Origin of the sequence: Nocardioides sp. 1609 (assembly GCF_004522105.1) — a bacterium.
Classification (GTDB): domain Bacteria; phylum Actinomycetota; class Actinomycetes; order Propionibacteriales; family Nocardioidaceae; genus Nocardioides.
The window spans coordinates 733836-752365 of record NZ_SPUJ01000001.1; the positions used below are offsets into that span (position 1 = coordinate 733836).

Annotated in this window: 14 protein-coding genes; 3 read left to right on the plus strand and 11 right to left on the minus strand. The window is 64.9% G+C overall.

Annotation, left to right across the window (positions count from 1 at the left end; genetic code table 11):
* Positions 1–444: 444 nt before the first annotated feature.
* Entirely contained in the window at positions 445–2085 is a 1641-nt protein-coding gene (locus E4623_RS03405) for a hypothetical protein (protein ID WP_134765073.1), read from the minus strand.
* 571 nt (positions 2086–2656) lie between these two features.
* On the opposite strand from E4623_RS03405, the gene E4623_RS03410 reads away from it, so the two are divergent.
* Positions 2657–3508: a hypothetical protein gene (locus tag E4623_RS03410; protein ID WP_134765074.1), complete on the plus strand. Its 852-nt coding sequence runs from the start codon at positions 2657–2659 to the stop codon at positions 3506–3508.
* Positions 3509–4383: 875 nt separating this feature from the next.
* Here E4623_RS03410 and E4623_RS03420 read toward each other — a convergent pair.
* Entirely contained in the window at positions 4384–5556 is a 1173-nt protein-coding gene (locus E4623_RS03420; RefSeq protein ID WP_134765075.1) for a hypothetical protein, read from the minus strand.
* Between the two features lie 447 nt (positions 5557–6003).
* Here E4623_RS03420 and E4623_RS03425 point away from each other — a divergent pair, with 447 nt between their 5' ends.
* The gene (locus E4623_RS03425) at positions 6004–6237 is read left to right on the plus strand and encodes a CopG family transcriptional regulator (RefSeq protein ID WP_167736445.1); all 234 of its coding nucleotides are present in this window, start codon (positions 6004–6006) and stop codon (positions 6235–6237) included.
* Positions 6227–6784: a hypothetical protein gene (locus tag E4623_RS03430; protein ID WP_134765077.1), complete on the plus strand. Its 558-nt coding sequence runs from the start codon at positions 6227–6229 to the stop codon at positions 6782–6784. The genes E4623_RS03425 and E4623_RS03430 overlap by 11 nt, the downstream gene beginning before the upstream one ends.
* 681 nt (positions 6785–7465) lie before the next feature.
* On the opposite strand, the gene E4623_RS03435 is transcribed toward E4623_RS03430, so the two are convergent.
* The 9 genes from E4623_RS03435 to E4623_RS03470 all read right to left on the minus strand — a co-directional run bounded on the left by E4623_RS03435 (position 7466) and on the right by E4623_RS03470 (position 18243).
* Entirely contained in the window at positions 7466–9364 is a 1899-nt protein-coding gene (locus E4623_RS03435) for a GNAT family N-acetyltransferase (protein ID WP_134765078.1), read from the minus strand.
* Positions 9361–10281, minus strand: coding sequence for an arginase family protein (locus tag E4623_RS03440; RefSeq protein WP_167736446.1), 921 nt, complete (start codon positions 10279–10281; stop codon positions 9361–9363). The genes E4623_RS03435 and E4623_RS03440 overlap by 4 nt, the downstream gene beginning before the upstream one ends.
* A gap of 284 nt (positions 10282–10565) precedes the next feature.
* Positions 10566–12299 carry an ABC transporter ATP-binding protein gene (locus E4623_RS03445; RefSeq protein ID WP_167736447.1) on the minus strand — a complete coding sequence of 578 codons (1734 nt, stop codon included), beginning with the start codon at positions 12297–12299 and terminating at the stop codon, positions 10566–10568.
* Positions 12292–13914: an ABC transporter ATP-binding protein gene (locus E4623_RS03450; RefSeq protein ID WP_134765081.1), complete on the minus strand. Its 1623-nt coding sequence runs from the start codon at positions 13912–13914 to the stop codon at positions 12292–12294. The genes E4623_RS03445 and E4623_RS03450 overlap by 8 nt, the downstream gene beginning before the upstream one ends.
* Complete coding sequence (locus tag E4623_RS03455; RefSeq protein ID WP_134765082.1) at positions 13911–15353, minus strand: hypothetical protein; 1443 nt, start codon at positions 15351–15353, stop codon at positions 13911–13913. Before E4623_RS03455 ends, E4623_RS03450 begins: the two co-directional genes overlap by 4 nt.
* An 8-nt stretch (positions 15354–15361) precedes the next feature.
* Positions 15362–16555, minus strand: coding sequence for a hypothetical protein (locus tag E4623_RS03460; RefSeq protein WP_134765083.1), 1194 nt, complete (start codon positions 16553–16555; stop codon positions 15362–15364).
* Positions 16556–16617: 62 nt separating this feature from the next.
* Positions 16618–16782 carry a hypothetical protein gene (locus E4623_RS22460; RefSeq protein WP_167736448.1) on the minus strand — a complete coding sequence of 55 codons (165 nt, stop codon included), beginning with the start codon at positions 16780–16782 and terminating at the stop codon, positions 16618–16620.
* Positions 16783–16849: 67 nt separating this feature from the next.
* Positions 16850–17962, minus strand: coding sequence for a hypothetical protein (locus tag E4623_RS03465; protein WP_134765084.1), 1113 nt, complete (start codon positions 17960–17962; stop codon positions 16850–16852).
* A complete protein-coding gene (locus tag E4623_RS03470) occupies positions 17959–18243 on the minus strand; it encodes a hypothetical protein (protein ID WP_134765085.1) in 285 nt (94 codons plus the stop codon). Before E4623_RS03470 ends, E4623_RS03465 begins: the two co-directional genes overlap by 4 nt.
* Between the last annotated feature and the right edge of the window lie 287 nt (positions 18244–18530).

The following is an 18530-nucleotide window of genomic DNA, read 5'->3' on the forward strand; positions in this document are numbered from 1 at the left end:
GGCTCATGGCAGAACACTCTTGCCGACGTTGTTCGGGCCGATGAGAGCCGTGACCGGACCGAGCGACAACGATCCACCGTCTGCGATGGGGCGGTAGACGCGGACCCGACCAGACTCAATGAGCACGTCCCATGACAGAAGCCGTCCGACCCTGCTCCCGCGCGAACCCAGTCCCCAGCAACGCACGAACCCTGGACGTCGCCCTCAACTCGATGAACAGGCAGCCAGCCGACGACCAGCCTCGCCTGTAAGCCGACAGGGTCAGGGTGGGTGGGAGGGCAAGCACCAAGTCCATTGAGGCGACCGACGTGGTCGGCCGGATCTACATCACGGCTCCGCTCTCCGCGCGATGACGCGGGTACAGCTCACCACCTGTCCACCGCGGACCAATCAGCGACCACGCCCTGGCCGCCGGCTAATGACCTGCCCAGCCAGGCAGAACCGTCAGGTCGTGTACTTCGTGATGAACGCTTTCACGTTCTGGTCGCGGTAGCCCTCCCAGCCCCAGAAGTCCTTCGACTCCTCAGAAGCTGCGGCCTCGACAAGGGCCAAAACGCGAGCCAGGACTTGGTCCGGTGCGGCCTCGAGAAGTGCTTGGCGCATGGCTGGGTCAGTGAGGAGCTGCGAGACCATGATGTCGTAGCGCCCCTCGAACCGGGTGAAGTTGGGATAGCTGACGGCAAAGAGACTGCGAGTGCTTGCTGCGTCGACGTTTGTGCCAGCCACGATGGCGAGTAGGAGATCGAACGCGCAGATGCTGGACAGCAGCGGGTCCTCGGCGCCCCTGGCTGTTGGCTCGGGGAGGTCGGGGTGGAGTGGGGCGCTACCTGCGGCGACACCACGAGCGAACATCAGAAGGGAACCTTCGTAGCGGCTACCGTCCGGTTTCGTCACTCGGAACAGATCGGCCCGGCTGGACTGAGTCAGTGCGTCACGGTGCCACGTGCGTTCACCGGGACCGCCGAGTCCGGGGACGTCAAGAAGGGCAAGCTCGCGCACGGCGCTCCACCGTCGGAGCCGGACAGCCAGACCACCCACCGCATAGAGCCGCTCCGCAATCCTCAGCCATAGGATTGGGACAAGCCCGTGCGCTGAGGTCCGCACAGCCCCATCCTGGAGACTCCAACCGTATAGCTCGGCGAGAGCCTGGCAGGCCATAGAGAAGTACTTCGGCCGTTCGAGTTCCAGCGCCAATGCAGCGACTGTCGTAATCCGCCCCAGGGCTGAGGCCAGCTCGTCGGACGCGACGGTGGCCTCAGCAGAACGATCGGACCCGGCAACGTCGCGAAGACGGCCAAGCGGGGTGCCGACCAGGCGTCGGACTTCGGCCTGCACAGACCGGAACATCGTGCGGACCGGGACGTCGTCGTCGCGCCGGAGCAGTTCGGTAGTGGCCGCCTCAAACGCTGACTCGTCGAGGTTCCGGGTGTAGGCGGCGGCCGGCTTCGCGGTGACAGCCGCGGCTGAGGTAGCAGCGTGGAGCGCCTTCTGGAACTCCTCAGCCATCTCCGCGCGCCAAGCATCACGTGCCCGCGCGTCGCGGTTCCGGTTGGATTCGGTGACGTCGGCCTGCGTCCATGGCTCGCTCTTGCTGCCGTGGCGTGCGTACACCTCGCCGACCCGGAACGCGGCCTGCTGCTTGCCATTCTTGTCGGTGTAGTCACCGTTGATCTTGAAGACGTTGTGTCCCTCCGGGTGAGGAGCGATCCAGACGATCGCGACCTTCCTCGGCCCGTTGCCAACGTCGACGGCGTGCACGGCAGAACGAACGTCGTAACCATGACCGAGGTACTTATCGAGTTTGCCTCGAAGGTTTGCCTCGTCAAACTGCGCCGCTGCACCCGTTGTGAGGCCGACTACGGCGCCGCCATTGTCAACACCGACCAGTCGGTATCCGCCGGCAATGCACATGGCACCCGAATCCTTGGCGAACTCGACGCGATCGTAGGTGTTATTGAGGTCGCATTCGCTCTTGTAGTCGAGCCACTTGAGCTCGGTCTGCACGTCAATGAGCTCCCTGACCTTCGCGGCGGTGACGGCGCCGTCCAGGGCGAACGGCGGCTCGTTGGCAAGAGTAGAATTCACGCGCCTATCGTCTCGCGACGGTCAAGAGGTTTCGCTAGTGCCTACTGCCGCTTTCCCAGCGGCCGCGCCTCGTCGAGCCAGGGACGTTGACGTCTCGATTGAGACACGCAGCGACTCGGAACGGCTCGACACACCCGCACCTGGGTCGCCAATGCCGGCTCGGACAGGCCGCCATCGCGCGGTCGCGGTCCCCGACCTGGGAGTGACTGAAATTTGGAGCACTCGACTGCGGTCCTCCCTGCAACGGGCGACGTCGAATTTTCGGCCTTGCCAGTTCATCGAGCAGCGGATCGGCACAGGCCCCGGTTGGCTTGGCTCGTCGCGATGTCACTCCTCGCCTGCTCCGACAAGACCCCAGTCAACGATCCTTCGAGCCCACCGCCGACTTGAAGGTGGCAGCGCTCGGCGGCATGCGAACTCGCTGCCCCCTTCCCTACTCAAGTCACGTCGACTTCCCTCTCCTGAACCACGTGCGGGCCACATGTCGGCAGTGGCCGATACCGTTACCACGGGCCCCACCGACGTGGACCGCATCCATCAACAATCGCAGCACAACTGGAGGAGGACTCACATGAAACTACGACTTGCCGGTGAGTTTCGAGAGTTCGAACTAGAAGAGCAAGAAGGGCGTGTCTCCCGGGCCACAGGAAGCAAATTGCGTTCTATCTCAATCGACTTCTTTACACCCTTAGCACTACAAGAAGCCGTCGAGAACGACCTGAACGCTCGATCAATCAAGGCCGACGACGGGTCCACGTGGAATGTCGGAAATTGGAGTTCGACTCACAATGGCAACTCGGACCGCAAACGATACGAAGTAGATCTCCACGAGTCGGACGATATTACCGTCGAACAGATTTCATTTCAGGACCTCGAGCTCACAGTGTCGCACTACGCCCACGATGACGGCGGCGGGACCGGCCCCGCCGTCATCCGCGCTGTTGTCGAGGTCACCGAAGAGCATGCAAAACACATTCGGTCTCTCCATGAGGTATCCAGCTACTTCGACCTCACTCGGTCGGGCGTGACCCGCGATCCCATCCGCGTACGACTCGGCCGACCCACCTGGCAGTGGATCGAATCTCGAGATCCGGATCAGGACCCAACAGGGTTCACGACAGACACACACTCAACGCCACCGAGAAACGCGTCAGGCGGTCAGAACACCCGCCGCTTCGAACTGGTCTTCGTCACTGAGGACGGTGACTCCGAAGACGTTCAAACCCCATCCGACTGGCAGGACGTCTGGGTTGCAAGATGGGCTCGAGAGAACCGGGCACAGATGTCTGCACTCCTGTCCGAACTCGTGCAGACAGGATGCCTCGACACCGAAGCCGCTGAGCGGGTTGTACAGGCCGGGAAGAACTCCGATCCTCTCGACCTCCGTCGAATCCCGTCCTCGGCGCCAATCTGGCAGGACTAGTTGCGAAACAAGCTCCGTGGTTTGGTCGCGGCAATCTTCTAGTGTCTGTTAGCGGTGTCGGGGCTTACTTGGTGCGCACCGCCATGTCGTGGGTGCTGGGACCCGATGCCCGTCGATCGTCGCCCCCACCATGACGGCGCTCAAAAAGGTGCGCCGCAGCTCACCTCGAAGGACGTGAACGTGTTGGCCACAACTGAACGGCATCTGCCAGGTATTGATTGACTTGAGGGGCGCTGCGGTCAGGGCCGCATGGTCGGCGCAATCTCGTTCGAACGCGTTACGCACGTTAATGCCGTATACGCGGCGGACCCTCCAGTCCTTATCGGCTGTCTGCGCGAGAAACACGGCAGCGACGCCTAGGCGCAGGCCACGCGCTCGAATCAGGGCTGCCGAGATTGAGACGCCGGCTCGCATCGACACACGACGCAGGTTCGCGATGGTCGGATCGTGGTCGATCTGCGAAAGGAACCAGTCAGTTGGCATCAGGAGTTCAGCGGCAACAGCGTCGCATGCGCGTTCCAGGGCCGCACGGTCTAGACGAGACGGAGCATCGGAATGAGCCGCCAGCCGATGGACTAGAACATGCCCGATCTCATGAGCCAAAGTGAAGCGAGTGCGAGCGTCGTACTGATGGGGTTGCAGGTCGGCGAGCCGGACGCCCGGTTCCCAGGGCAACACGGAACGACTCCGCGAGGCTGGGACCCACCCGAGCTCGACGACTGGGCGAGGCCCGCTGAGGTCTGTGGCCCCGTTGAATCCGGCCCGGGATTTGATGTAACGCAGTTCGATACCGAGGTCTGCGACGATGGAGTCGAGGTCGGGAGGATGGGTGGGCGCACCTGACGGCAGTTCGCGCAGTACGCGTTTACAGGGGATCACAGGGACCCACGAACAGCAGACCAAACTTGATCCCAGCTACTTGGGTCTGTCCAATCGGTTGGCCGGTGGGAGCGAGCGTCGCCAGCCGAGATCAGCATCTCGTTCTGTGCGGCTCGCAGCACCATCCCCTGATCGTGGGTTGAGGTAAGTCCGATGATGTCAACGAACTGGTCGAACCCGCCGCGAGTCGTCTCTGGCATTCGGGACCAGATTGCGAAGTCTTCCCGAGAGAGGCGAGCGAGGACCGATGCGGCCCTGGCGACCTCGACCTGGCTCATCGCCGCGAACCGCAATGGTTCGGAGAGTTGACGGACGAGTTGCGGTGACGCATCAGCGATGGTCGGACTGCTGAGGAGGTGCGTGCGGTAGGAGTGCGATGCGCCTACGGTGCGGAGTCGTGAACGTTGACGATCGCGAATGGTGCGCGCGTGGTCGCGCAGCGTTGCCACTGCGTCCAGTGCGACCCGCGGGGTGTCGTCGTCGGCGATCCCGGCCGCCGGTTGTTGTTCGCGCACGGTGGCCTGGATGACATCACCGTCCGCTTCAAGGCGACATGGCGTGGGCGCGACTCTCCATCGTCCAGGGTCATCAAGGTAATCGGGGTGGGGTTCGATGAGCTCGACAACAACGACGGGGACGCTCAGACTACGAGCGACTTCGACAGACTCGCCCAGTCCGGTCGACGCGCCGGCGATGACGATGAGCGCATCATGCGTGACGAGCGAGTCGCAGTCCTGGCGCAGGTGCCCTTTCCATTGACTGGCAGTGGAGTGTTCTTGGTCGCCCCGTGCGTGCTCTCGGGGTCCGATCGGGTGCGCACCTTCTTGCTCGAGGCCGCGGTGAATTGATCCGATGACTTTGTCATGGCGTTGCAGGAGGTTGACGTTCCTACGCGAGCGCGGCGCTCCGATGGCGACAACAAAACCAGCGAGCGGCAGAAGCTCAGTGAGTTTGGTCAAGACGTCAGCGGCGAGTTCCTCGGCGTCGTTGCGGACGATGCCCATGGATTCTGCGGCGCTCACGAGCATGGCCTGCACGAACGGCATCAAACGGCAGTTGACGGGAGGGTGGTTGAGCATCGACAAGGCGAACGAACTGAGCTGCTGAACGTGGGAGCCGCCTGAGAGGTGCGACATCGAGCGCCCGAAGGCACCACGGTCAAGAACCATGTCGGGGAAGCATCCTACGAACCCGGCTGCACTGCGTCTTAGGTCGCGCACCGTTCTCCCCCTTCTCCATTCGAGAGCATAGAATGTGAATCGTTGGAGTGCAACAGGCGGGCTTAGAACACTTTGCGTATGCGTTCGTGGCGTGTCCCGTATGGACAGAAGGAGCAGGATGCCTTACGATCCGAATGTCGGCGCCCTGCAGAGAGCGCCGTGCAGCAAGCGGTCGGGACGGCTCGAAACGAGCAGGGCACCGTCGCGACACCAGACCAGCACTCCTGAGAGTTGACGTCAGACCTCCGGTCACCGACATCACCCCACCCGTTACCCCCACACATTCCGCCGGGCTGGAGCATCGAAATCGCACTGCACACCCGACGCAGACCAGCCGGTTACTCCTGTCGAGGACTCGCCGGCTCAACAAGACGAAAGGCACCAACCATGGCAATCGTGAAGATCTCCGCAAACCTTGCCGAGGAGATCGTCGAGGACATGAAGCGGCGCGCGGAGGAGCAGGGCATCAGCATGACAGAACTGCTGCGACAAGCACTCGCCACGCAGAAGTTTCTCCAGGAAGAGCAGGATCGCGGCACCAAGCTGATCCTTCAGCGCGCCGGCGAGAACGACCGCGAACTAGTTGGGACCCCAAACCACTATCGCACCGGCCGTTCCCGTGGCCGCTGACCAGCCAGACCCCGAGAATCCAATCGACCCCGCCTCCATCGATAACGCCGCCGGGTCGACAGGCCCCGGTCGCACCAGCAACGGCTATCGAGTCGTTGAGCTCACAGGCGACCCCATCACCGACCTCGACACCCCCACCACTGTAGGCATCGAGGCAGCGCGCGACCGCGTCCGCGCGATATTGGCGATCGGGCTGCTCGCGCTGCTGTCAGCGATAGTCCTGCTCGGGTTCTTGCTCATCGCTAAATCCCCGGGGGCACCGACAACCCCATCGACACCTCACGCCATACCTGCATCAAATGAGCGCAATCCCGGAGGCTCGGACACCGTCGGGCCGTCGCAAACTCCCTCGACTGCCCCCACCAGCACCCCTGCCGTCATCGCATCCACCCAGACCGTTGTGACAACGCCGGCCACTCACGGAACAACCTTCGAGGCACGCACGATGTTCGTTCAGTCGATGCTCTCAGTCGTTGCCGGGCTCTTTGGTGCAGCGACCGGTTTCTACTTCGGCTCGAGCCAACACCAAACCAAACAGCGCCCCTAGCCCTGACCCGAGTCGGAGGTCTTCTCGCCGCCGGTGGCGGTGGCGGCTACATCACCACGGGCTCATCACACTGGGCGGTTCCATAACCCCGAGGAGACTCGCAGTGTGGAGGAGTTACCGGACACCGCGCCCGGGTGGGCGCCCATCCCGAGGGATGTGATCGGCGGCAGAGCATCCCTGACTTCAACAGGCGAGGGATGCGGCCTGATCCGATGCCCAGGCCGTCCACGCACGAACACGTCTCGCCGAGGCCGCAACTGCGTTGTTGCCCTGACCGACGCCGGAGCAGCATCTAGACCCTCGACCCCGGACCTCAACGGCTGAGCGCGGCTGCGCACGAGGGTGGTCAGCCAAGGGCACACCGACTCCAACGGTGCTCTGGCTGCGCCCAAGACAGACGCCCGGCGGTGCGTCCATCCGCCTCTTGCTGATGCACAAGTCATTCCGTGCGCCGCTCTGGTGGACTGGTTGACGACGGACTACCCGACCAGTGCCGGTGCCCCGGGTGACGTACGGCGCGCATGAAGCCCGGGCCTGGCGGTCAAGCCTTGACCAGTGAGCACAGCGGGCTTTCGGTGCCAGCAGCGGCCCTTGTGTGCTGTTCGCGATCCCGTCCACGGATCCCACGGTCGAAGGCAAACTGACGGAGCCATCTTGGGTTGCACACGCCGCAGGCAGGGCTCAATCGCTCGATACATGGGTCGTCAGACGCGGCACGGTGCGATAGAGGCCCATCTGGCGAATCAACTGGAAGCCGACGGCAGCAGCGGCTGGATCACTCGTAACTGTTCGTGTTGTGATCTCGACCTGATTGATCTCGGGCTCGTCGAAGATCTGGCTCAGGGCCGAGGCGAGGAGATCCGTCTTGAGCTGTGTGCGAGCTCCCTCGGCTAGGGAGGGCGCCGTCGACATGTGCTCGATACGTGCGATCGACTCCCCGGCCGACCGACGAATGGTGATGTAACCGCGCACCTCACCATCGTAAAAACCAAGCCAGAGAGGAACGCCCTCGGTAACGATGCGCTCTGCCGTCAGGTGGGTGTCGGGATGAGCGTTGTAGTGCAGTTTCTCGAACGCGGCGAAGTGAGCTTCGTCGTAGCGCGTAACGGTGTTTACCGGCGTCGGCAACTGGCCGCCACGCGCCACCTGCAAAATGTCGAAAGCGCCGTCGGGGAGCAAACCGTGACGTTCGGCGAAGCCGGTTACCATCCGGTTGCTCCGGTCGCAGAACACCTCCCACTCGTTCTTCGCCGCGGGCAGGTAAGGCTCGAGAGCGGCGAACACAGCGTCGGCGACCTCATCGGCCGCAGCCCAAGGGCCGTGAAGCCAGGCGCGGCTCGATTCAGGGTCCCACTCTCCGATCATCATCGCCATCCGATGCCCGCCATAGTGGAGTTGCGCCACCACTGCACCGGGCGACAGAGCGTCGAGCTCGGCCCTAACCTGCGGCGCGTAGGTGCCCAAGTAGCCAACATACGTCTGTCGCGGGCCGTTCCTCGGTGCAACCCAAGCGGCCACGTCGTCGAGCTCCGCCCCGGACAACTCGGCGACCGGGGTTACTGAGATCGAGACCGCGGACTCGACCTGCGGTTCAACGGAGCGCACAAACCGGGTCCAGCTCAGCGTCATCTCGAACCCAAGGCTCGCGCAGACCGCCAGATCTTGCTCGGCCGTCGCGTCGATCATGAACCCCATTCCCGCTGAGGTCAGGCCGTCCTCGCAGAGCCCGACAAGCGCCGAAACGATAAGTTGCGCAGTCACGTCACGGCCGCGCTCGCTGCGGCGCACACCGATTGCGTCGACCCAACCCTGGGTGTCCCCTGGGGCGTGAACCACAAGCAAGTAGCCAATCACTGCGCCAGAGTCGGGGTCGAGGGCGACCCGCGATAGCTCTGGGCGAAAGGTCTGCTTGGCCAGGACCGTCAAGAATTCACTGTCGGCCCCTTCACCGCGTGCGCTCCGGTGGACGTCGAGGGCCGCGGCCTCGTGCTCCTCCGCCCTGAATGGCACGACCACCAAGCCTCGCGTAGCGGTTGGGATCGTGTCGGCGGATACGGTGCGGCTCATCTCGGCGAAGGTTGAGGCTTCGCGGAAGGACAGCTGTTCCAGGATTGCCCGCAAGTCCTCCTCAGCGGCTGCCGCGTCGACGATAACGTCGATCGGCCCGAGCACGCGGGTCCACTTGTACACGGTGCCCATCGACCATCGCAGGAGTCTGGTCCCGATTCCTTGGCGTCGCACAGCGGGATCGACGGTGCCAGCGAGCCGTAGCAGGCGCGACTCGGCGCCGCCGTCCTGGCGCACCCGGGCGTATCCGATTAGCGCACCGTCGAGCCAGGCCCCGGCCAGGCTAGATGGGCCATCGACCCCGAAGTCGTTCGAAAACCGCGTGTGGAGCACCTCGGGTGCCCAGGCGACGACGCGAGGGTCGGTGGCGTTGACCCGACGCAGCAGGTCGGCCCACTCTTCAACGTCTGCCTGGGTAAGTTCGCGGATTTCAAGGGCCGGGGCACCTGGGGCGGAGACCGGGCCGGACATAGAGCTGGACACAGTGATTGCTTCCTCCTCGAGAAACGTCATGCGGACAGATTGCTTCTGGCGATGCGATCCATCAGGCGCAGCAGTAGCGCCGAGATCGTGATGGCGGGGGCTTCATCGGGGCCCGGCAAGAGCTCGACGACGTCAACTCCTACGATCGGAAGGAGATCGGCGAGGCCCCCGAGCAGGTCGACCGTCTCGTTGTACGTCCACCCGCCGGGCAGAACGGTGCCGGTACTGGGCATCACGGTCGGGTCGAGGACGTCAACGTCAAGACTTATGTGCCAAACCAAGTCGGGCGGCAGGGCCGCAACGATCTCAGCCGGTGGGATGCTGAGGGCGGAGCGGCCCGGCCAGCGCAGCACGGTCGCGCTGGCCTCGGGCGGGTCAGGCACCAGCTGACGGATGCCGAACTGCGCGAGGCATGCGACTCGCGGGTTGCCCACCACCCAGTCGAGAAAGTTGCCGTGGTGCACCGCGTCGCGCGGACCTGTGCGGACCGCCCCGTGGTCGTAATGAGCGTCGAGGTGCAGGACGCCAACTTGTTCGTGGTGGCGGGTTAGCCCGTCGACGACCCGGAGGGTGATCGAGTGGTCACCGCCCAGCACCATTGGGGTGGCGCCAGCGGCGGCGAGCGCCGCGACGGTGTCCTCAAGGGCGTCGAGCACGTCTCGGCCCAGGTCGCCCAAGGTGCCTAAGAGATCGCCGATATCGAGGACACCGACATTCTCCATCAGGCGTCGGCCCTGCTCGATGTCGTAACTGCCACGCAGGTCGTCGTCGAGCCGGTGAACCGTCGTACTGACGCGGCGCAGCGCCTCAGGACCGAACCGCGATCCGGGCCGGTAGGACGCACCGTGGTCGTAGGGCGCCCCGACGACTACGAAGTCAGCGCCACTGCGGAGTGCCGATGCCAGGTCGGTGACCGGAGCCCCGAACATCCCGGTCCGCTGGCTCACCGCCGGAGGCTGCACTGGCGCGGCCTCGCAGAGCACCCCCGACTCGACTAGGGCGGCGATCGCATGGCGCAAGGTCTTGCCTGCGCCTGGGTCCTGACCAGCGACGCGACGTACGACGGCCTCGACAGAATCAGGGACAGCGAACTGGGCGAGAACTCGCATCATTGCGGCTCCTACGGTGATCCGCCGACCCTCGGTGGGCCAATAGAGATCGTCACCACCGGCGCCATTCTCGACCCGGACCACGCCGGGTGCGACGGCGAGCATAGGTTGCCGTGCGGTCCTCACCGCATACGTCCCAGATGCTCGTCAGCGGCGCGCCATGCGCGGTGGAGTGCTGAGTATGGGCCAGCTTGCGCGAGCAGCGCCCGGTGTGTGCCTGACTCGACGAGACGCCCCTCGTCGATAACAACGACCGTGTCGGCCAACTCGGCGGCCCACAGATCGTGGGCGACCTGGATGACTGTGCTCCCGGGTAGCGCCACGGCGAGGGCGGTCTCGAACTGTTTGGTCTCCGCCTCAGTCAAACCCGCGGTGGCCTCGTCGAGCAGCAACACCTCGGGCTCATGCAGGAAAAGCCGCGCGAGGGCGAGTTGACGAGCCTGGGCGGGGGTCGGGTCATGTGCGTCACCGCCGAGCGCGATATTTAGACCGCCGTCGAGGTTGCGCACCCACCCATCGGCGCCGGCGTGCTCAAGAGCGCGCCACAGTGCGCCGTCGTCAGCCTCGGGTCGGGCCAGGGTCAGGTTGTCCCGAAGGCTGCCGTGGAAAATGTGGTCCTCCTGCGCCACCAGGACTACCCGTCCACTGACGCGCACCGCCCCGGCGCGTGGCGAAAGCACACCTGCCAGCAACATCGACAACGTCGTCTTACCAGCTCCCGAGGCGCCTACAACACAGACCCTTTCTCCCCGGCGAACGGTTAGGTCGAGGTCTGTCAGTGCGTCGCCGGACGTCCCGTAGGCGAACGAGACATGGTCGAGCTCCACGGCGTGTGCGGGATCCAGCGTCTTCGCTGCGCGAACGTCGTCGCCACCGGCTTCGGTGACTCCCAGGATCCGTCCCATCGCGGCGGTCGCGGACTGGGACTCGCCAAACCAGTAGATAAGGTCATCGAGCGGGGTGAGGACAGAACGCATATAGAGAGCGATGGCTGCGACGGCCCCAATGGTGGTTTGGTCTGAGCGAACCAGGTAGGCACCCCAGGCCAAGACCACCAGCACTGGCAAGTTGTAGCCAAGCTGAACGACAGGGAACCACCGCTGCTCAAGCCAGATGGGAACGCCAGCCTTGTCGAGCGCCCGGGCGATGCTTCGACGTACGACCTCCTCGCGCGCAGCACCCAGGTCATGTGATTCAACGACCTCGTGGCCACGAACCGTCTCGGAGATTGCTCCGGCCGCGGCAGCTCGGCTCGAGAGCTGGCCGGCGTATGCCGTCGTGGCCCGACGCACGTACCAGCGCGTCGAGATCACGATGAAGGGCGTCCCGACTAAGCACCCGAGAGCGACGAGAGGGTCAAGGACAAACGCGAACGCGACCGTCATGGTGACTGACACAGTGCCGACCAGGGTCTCGGGGACCCCGGTGCGCACTATCTCTGAGATGGCATCCATGTCAGAGGTGGAACGGGACAAAACGTCTCCGGGGTCGACAGCCTCGACCTGCCGCACGGGCAGGTCGAGAAGTGCAGCGGAGAAGTCCATCCGAAGGATGGCGAAGACCCGTTCGCCGAGGGCGAAGGCCCAGGTTGTCGCGGTGAACGCGAGACCGGCGCTAAGCACCAGCGCAGCGGCGATCAACGCGACCACGACCGGCAACTCGACCCCGCGGCCGGCAGAAATCCTGTCAACGATGAGTCCTAGGAGCGCTGGCGGCAGGAGACCGCAGAGCACCGCTACCGCGTGCACCGCGACGACGGCAACCAGCCGACCGCGGAACTGTCGGACCAGGGCTGCCGCGCGACGTCGGACGGCGTCGGGTCCGGCGATGGGCAGCAGGTGGTGGGGCTCACTCATTGCGGCCTCCTGCAACGACCTGGTCGGCGGCCGCATCGTCGTCGACATTGATCTGATGGTCGGCAACTGCCCGGAAAGCTCCCCCGCGGGCGAAGACAACGGTTGTGCGGCCCTTCCGATACTCCGCAACCCGGGCGGCGACCTTGACTTCGGTCGCCGCGTCCAAGGCAGTGGTGGGTTCGACTAGGACCAGGTACGACGGACCACCCAACAGCGCACGAGCCAGGGCGAGGCGCTGCCTCTGACCGCCTGACACGCTGCGTCCGTCGGCGTAGACCTGAGCGTCGAGCCCGCCGTCGAGTCGCGCCACGACGTCATCAGCCCCTGCAACCCGGAGCACGTCTTCAAGTTCAGCGTCGGCGTGAGAGCCCCGCGGATCAAGCAGCTCACGCACGGTCCCGGAGAACATCGTTGAGCGGGCTCCCTGGTAGCGCAGAGAAGCACGCAGGGCTGCAAGATCGAAGTCGCGCAACGCCGTATCGTCCAGGCGTCCGGACTCTAACGACAACGCCGTCAGGCGGCGGGCAAGTGATTCCGGCTCACCTGAAACGACCACGCTGAGTCCTCCCGGTTGTATGCGGATTCCGGTGACCGTGTCGGTCAGGACGGCTGCGGACGGAATCGGTGCTAATGAGCCAGCCCACCCCGAGACGGGCGCGTCGAGCACCTGCACCGTACGTCGGGCGGCTACTCGCGCGCCGCTGCGAGTGCCGAGGAAGTCGACCGCCGCCGAGATCGGTAGAAAGAGGTAGCCAGACGCCGCGTAGACGGTCACCAGGCTGGCAGCTGACAGCTGGCCGCTGGCCGCGAGATGGCTGCTTACCCAGATCAAGAGCGTGAGGAAGAGCCCCGGTAGGAGCTGGCCCGAGACAAGGAGCAGGGCCTCGATACGCGCGACCCGGACGCCGGCGACCTCGGTCGCCCGGGAAGCAATATCAAGTCGGGCTCGGGCGACGCCCTCAGCTCGAAGACCTCGCAGGATACGCAAACCCTGGCTGATGTCGGCGCTCAGCGCGGTCACAGTACCGAGAGAATCTCGGTGCTTATCCTGACGCTCCTCTAAGGGCTCTGCAATCCGAGCGGTCAACCAGATGAATGCCGGGACACCGACCACCACCAGGACCGCTAGTAGGGGTGAGATCGTCATCATGTAGGCGACCACTACTGCCATCCCAAGCACAGATGACAGCAGCCGGATTCGGGCGACGGGATAGCTCGAGACCCTCTCAACGTCGGAGGACGCGACGGTAGCGACGTGCGCGGGCGAGGTGTGTCCGGCGACATCGCTCGCCGCGCGCGCTGCCTTCGCTCCGACGCGGACCCGCAGGTCAGCAGCCAGGCGCAGCTTCACCCTTTCGGCCACGACATGCCGCGAAACATTGCATGCGATGCCGACGCCGATGACCACAGCCATGGCCGAGACCAGCCAGGTTAGTCGCGCGGTGCCGGACTCGAGCGCCGCCTCCAGAATCTGGCCGATCAACCATGGCTGGCTAGCGGCACCAATTGCGCTGATGGACGACAGCAGTGCGTATAGGACGAGTGAACGCTTCTCTGTGCGGCTGTGACCCGCCATGAGGCGGCGGAGTGCCTCCCCAGCGTCGACGTCGCTCACGGCAGCCGCACCGGAGTCACGCCGTCGTACGCCGAGCGCAGCAGGCGCATCGACCCGAAGGCGGCGAGCTCAACGAGGAGGTCCTCGAGTCCCGCCAGTGAGGGCCCGCCGCGCGATCCTGCTGCCACCTTGAACAATCCGTTGCCTTCCGAGAGTCGGGGAATAATGGTCTCGAACCGCGGCCCCCGGAAACCGAAGCTCGAACCGTGGGTGGCCAACAAACCGCGTTGCACGACCTCGTGGCGGACCACGCCCAGCAGGAAGCCGTGGTTGTCGAGGTCGTCTTCGGCCAGACCTAGAACGACGAAGGGTGCGTGCCCGGAGCCGCTCAGTGCGGGGTGAGCAATGGTGTCGAAGAGTGCGCCGGATGCAGAGCTGAGCCGGTCGGCGAGGCGCGCGTTGTGGTGGTAGACCGCCCCGGCGTGCCTCCGAGTCCAGCGCTCGTCGAGAAGGAACGGAGCGTCCAGGCTGGCGAGCGCCGAGGCACTCAGGCATGCTCCGGCGGTACCACGAGCCAGCTCCAGGGCCTTTACGAACGTGTGCGCCGTCAGGTTCGGCGCCGCAGATGTCTCGTGGCTGAAAATGTCGACGACACCGAGGTTGGCGACCTCGAGACCCTGCTGGTCTAACTTGAGCCCGGACCGCACCTCGATCACCAGAGGCGCGGCACCTGAGGCTGCGAGGGCCGCGAGGACCCCGGCGGTGGGCCACGCAGGTGAGGTCAACGTGGTGTCAAGGACGATGACGGGCGGACGGTTGGGCCCCCTTAGCCACTGCGTGACGAGGTTGCGGGGGTCCACCGCATCGAGGGTCCAGCTGTAGCGGACGGGCTCGACGAGCACGACGTCGACCGCCTCGTCGCCAGCGACCGGCCCAGTCCCGGCGACCAGTTTGCGCGGCACCATGCCAGGCCCGGAGAGGTACTCAAGCATGATGTCGGTCTCGAAGTAGTCGCCCCAGAAGTCGAGCCGGAGCGGTCGGTCGGCGCGGCCGAGCAGGTAGCTCAACGTCTGCACGACGTGGACGAGCCCAGCCATGCCACTGCTCATGGCGAGGGTGCGTCGCGTCCAACCGCTCGGAAGGTCACCGCGGTGGGCGAGCCGTTCCTCGAGCTGCACTGAGGGAAGGTTGCGCTCGTAGCTGTGCTGGAGGACGGACCCTCCGGGCAGAACGCGGGGGCGGGTCAGGTCGGGCGAACGCAGAAAATCATCCTCGATCCGATGCCCACGGCGAAGAAGGAGTCGGCGCATCTGGTCGGCGGCCCGATCAAGTTCACGCTCTGAATCGTTGTGGTCGGCGACGACGGCGTGAGTCTCGTCAGCGAGCCGGAGCCAATCGGCGTGATCGTCAGAGTCCTGGCCCGCGGCCGCAAGAGCCATCTCCACCAAGAGATCGCGCTCAAGCCCAAGACCGCGCGTCGGCGCTGTGATGAGGGACATCGCCGCGATCAAGAGATCCGCTCGACCGCGCCAGCTCGCGCAACGTATTGATCGGGCAATGGAAGACGGTTGAAAACCCGCGCATTAGTAATCGTGTAAGCCCCAGCGTTAGTCAACAGAAGACGGTCACCTGCCGCCATCTCGGGCAACGCAAAGGTCGAACGACGACCGAGGACATCGGTTCCGAAGAAGTCGTTCTCGTAGAGGGTGTTGCCCGCGATCAAGGTCGCCCGCAACCTCTCCTCAGGCGCCTCCGGAGTCAACGGAACCACCTGGGGCTTGTGCCACGGTGCGAGGTTCCAGGCGGAGCAGTCGACCGTGACCACGTCGGCGTCAAAGTGACCGTGACCTATCTCGACCGAACGAACCGTGGTGACGAGGTAGCCGTGGGCGGCCAAGACCGCACCTCCGGGCTCGAGCTGAATCCGGATAACCCGACCAGTGCGCTCAGTGAAGGCGTCGAGCGCAGCAGCGACTTCGGTCCAGGCATCGAGAGCCTGCTTTCGGTCTGCGTACAGGCTAAAGAAGCCACCGCCCAGGTCAATGTCGGTGACGTCGAGATAGACCTCGGCGACGGCAAGCAGGTAACGCAACTTGTAGCGCAGATGCAGCGGGGTCATCTGCCCGGTGTGGGTGTGCAAACGGGTGAGCCGACACCCATTCGCAGTTAGGACGGCGCCGATGCGCGGGTCGGTGGCGAGGGCACCGAATCGGCTGCCGTGACCGAACGTTGTCCGGCCGTCCTCGATGCTGGCGGGAAGAGGCACCCGCAGACGCAGGCCCACATTGGATCCCGGACGCGCCGCGCAGATCTCGCTCAACTGGTCGGGCGAAGATGCGTCAAGCACGATTCCGCTGTCTGCGAGCTCGTCGAGGTCGTCCCCGGTGAAGGACGGCCCCGTAGCGGTGAATCGCCCGAAACCGGCCTCGCGTGCGAGCCGCAGCTCACCGGTTGATGCGACATCCGCGCCGACACCGAGATCGGCCAGGAATCGGAGCACGGCCGGCGTGTGGCACGCCTTGAGCGCCAGATTGAGCTCGGCGCCCTCCACCGTGCTGACGTCGGTCAGAAGTAGCTCGACCGACCGGCGGAGCCCGTCGAGGTCGTATACGAGCGCAGGTGATGGGACATCGGCGAGTTGAGCGAGAAGGTCGGCGCCGGGGCCGGTGACCAGTGGGGACACGGTCGTGGTGGTGGGCATCGTGCCCTCTCGTGGTTAGGGAAGGGCCCGACCCCAGGACGACTGTGGTCGGGCCCCACCGATCAGTTGCCGGACGGGCGGGACGCGGCAAGTACCGTGAGATCCGTGCGGATCTCACGAACCTCACCGTCGACCAGGTCCAGGTCGGCGTTGTGGTCGATGTCGGACATGTCGAATGTTTCGAACAGGTCCTGCAGCGACGCCTCAAGCTCAGCGATGTTGCTCATGGAAATACCTCCTCTCGGCAACTAAACCCCTGCGGCGCGGGGGACGATCAAGGGGGCAACCCGCGTGCTAGACGCCCGCGAATTCCTCGCGGTGGTCACGTAGCCGCGTGCCGTCGGGCAGCCCAAACTCGCCCATGTCGTCGACTGCACGGGTCAACCAGCCAGCGAGGCGCCGACCATCGGGCCCGAACTCGACCTGGATGTCACCGCGGACCGCCCGCGCAAAGTGAGCGGCTCGAGCCCACGAGAGCACGACGTTGCGGAGTGCGAGGTCTGCCTCCTCCGTGGTGCCAGCCGTAGCGGCCATGCCGATGTAGAGCAGGGCCTGGTGGCTGTAGACGTGAAAGGCAGCAAACGTGCGGTCGGCCGCGAAGTGACGGGTGCGGGCTCGACCGAATGACCACGGCACTGTGACCGTCACGCTCTTCGCGTCGTCGTAACCAGGACGGAAGAGCGATCGGACCACGCTGATGTCATTGAGCTTCTGGTGAAGACTCTCGTGCAGGAGCAACTCGGCCGCGAAGTGCTCACGCTCGAAGGTCGCGGCACCAAGGAAGATGAACAACGGCGCAGCGTTGGTGTAACCGCTGTAGGGCTGATCGGCCCGGTAAAGGACGACGTGACGGACCCCGCCAAAGACATCGGCCGCCAGGCGTGGAACCGAACGACGAGCCAGGTTCAACGACCGCGACCGCGCCCCTTCGAGCTCGGGGGTCAACTCAACCGGGGTCACGCCGACGCGGGCCCCGTCGATAGTGGTCGTTTCGTCGAACCGGCGTACGAGGAGGTCGTTGAGCCAGGGCGCCTCGTCGCGCGACAGGAAGCCGGGCACTCCGGCACGACCGCTCCCCGACTCGATCAGGCTTTCGCCCAACACGCGGTCGCGCAGTGCCAGGTAGGACGTCAGCGCGGCCCCGCCGGCGGCGTCACGGCCGCCCATGCAGTCTCGCAATGCCTCGTCCACGTAAGCCCGACGCAGACTCTCGAGAACCGGGTGATCGACCTCCTCCACTAAGGCGGGGTCAAGGTCGACAGTAAGGGCACATGCGCGAGCAGCACCACGGTAATAGGCGGCTGCGTTGCCCGCGACGCTCGAATTATCGCCGAAGAGACCACTGGTCAGGTAGGTCTCGACACTCGCAACCAGGTCGAGCGCAGCGTCGGAGTAAGCGGCCCTCACGCGGCACTCGCCAACAGCCCGCGAGCACGGAGCGTCGCCAGCCGATCAGCGACAATCGCGCGCCCCTCCGTGCCAGCGCCTGCGCCACGGGCGCCCGCGCGCAGGGCCATGACGCGCTCGGCGATCTCTTCCTCGGACCGTCCGTCACATAATTCGAGCACGAACCAAGTGAGCCGGTCGAGGACAACCAGCCGAACCGGAGAGTGAAAGAAGACGAACGCCGCAGACATGTCCGCAAACGGTTCGAGCTCCCAGCCAGACGTATGCAGGGGGAAAAGCACCAGCGACTCCCGAGAATCATCGTTGACGCGTACGTCTCGCAGTGCAGCGCGACGAGGAATCCAGACCGTAACCTTCGGTCGATGCGATGGCAAGGACCGCAGCCGCTGCGGGCTTTCCTTCCCATGGCATCGGAAGCGCCCAGCACTGACCCAAGCGTGATGCTTCGCAGCGCTTAGTCGGTCGGTCCATGCGAGCCCGGATCCGGGTTCACACGATAAGTTTCAGTCGGTCTACGCGCAGCCCTCCCCGGTTCCGGAAGCAACCACTGACCGAGGGAGATGACGTG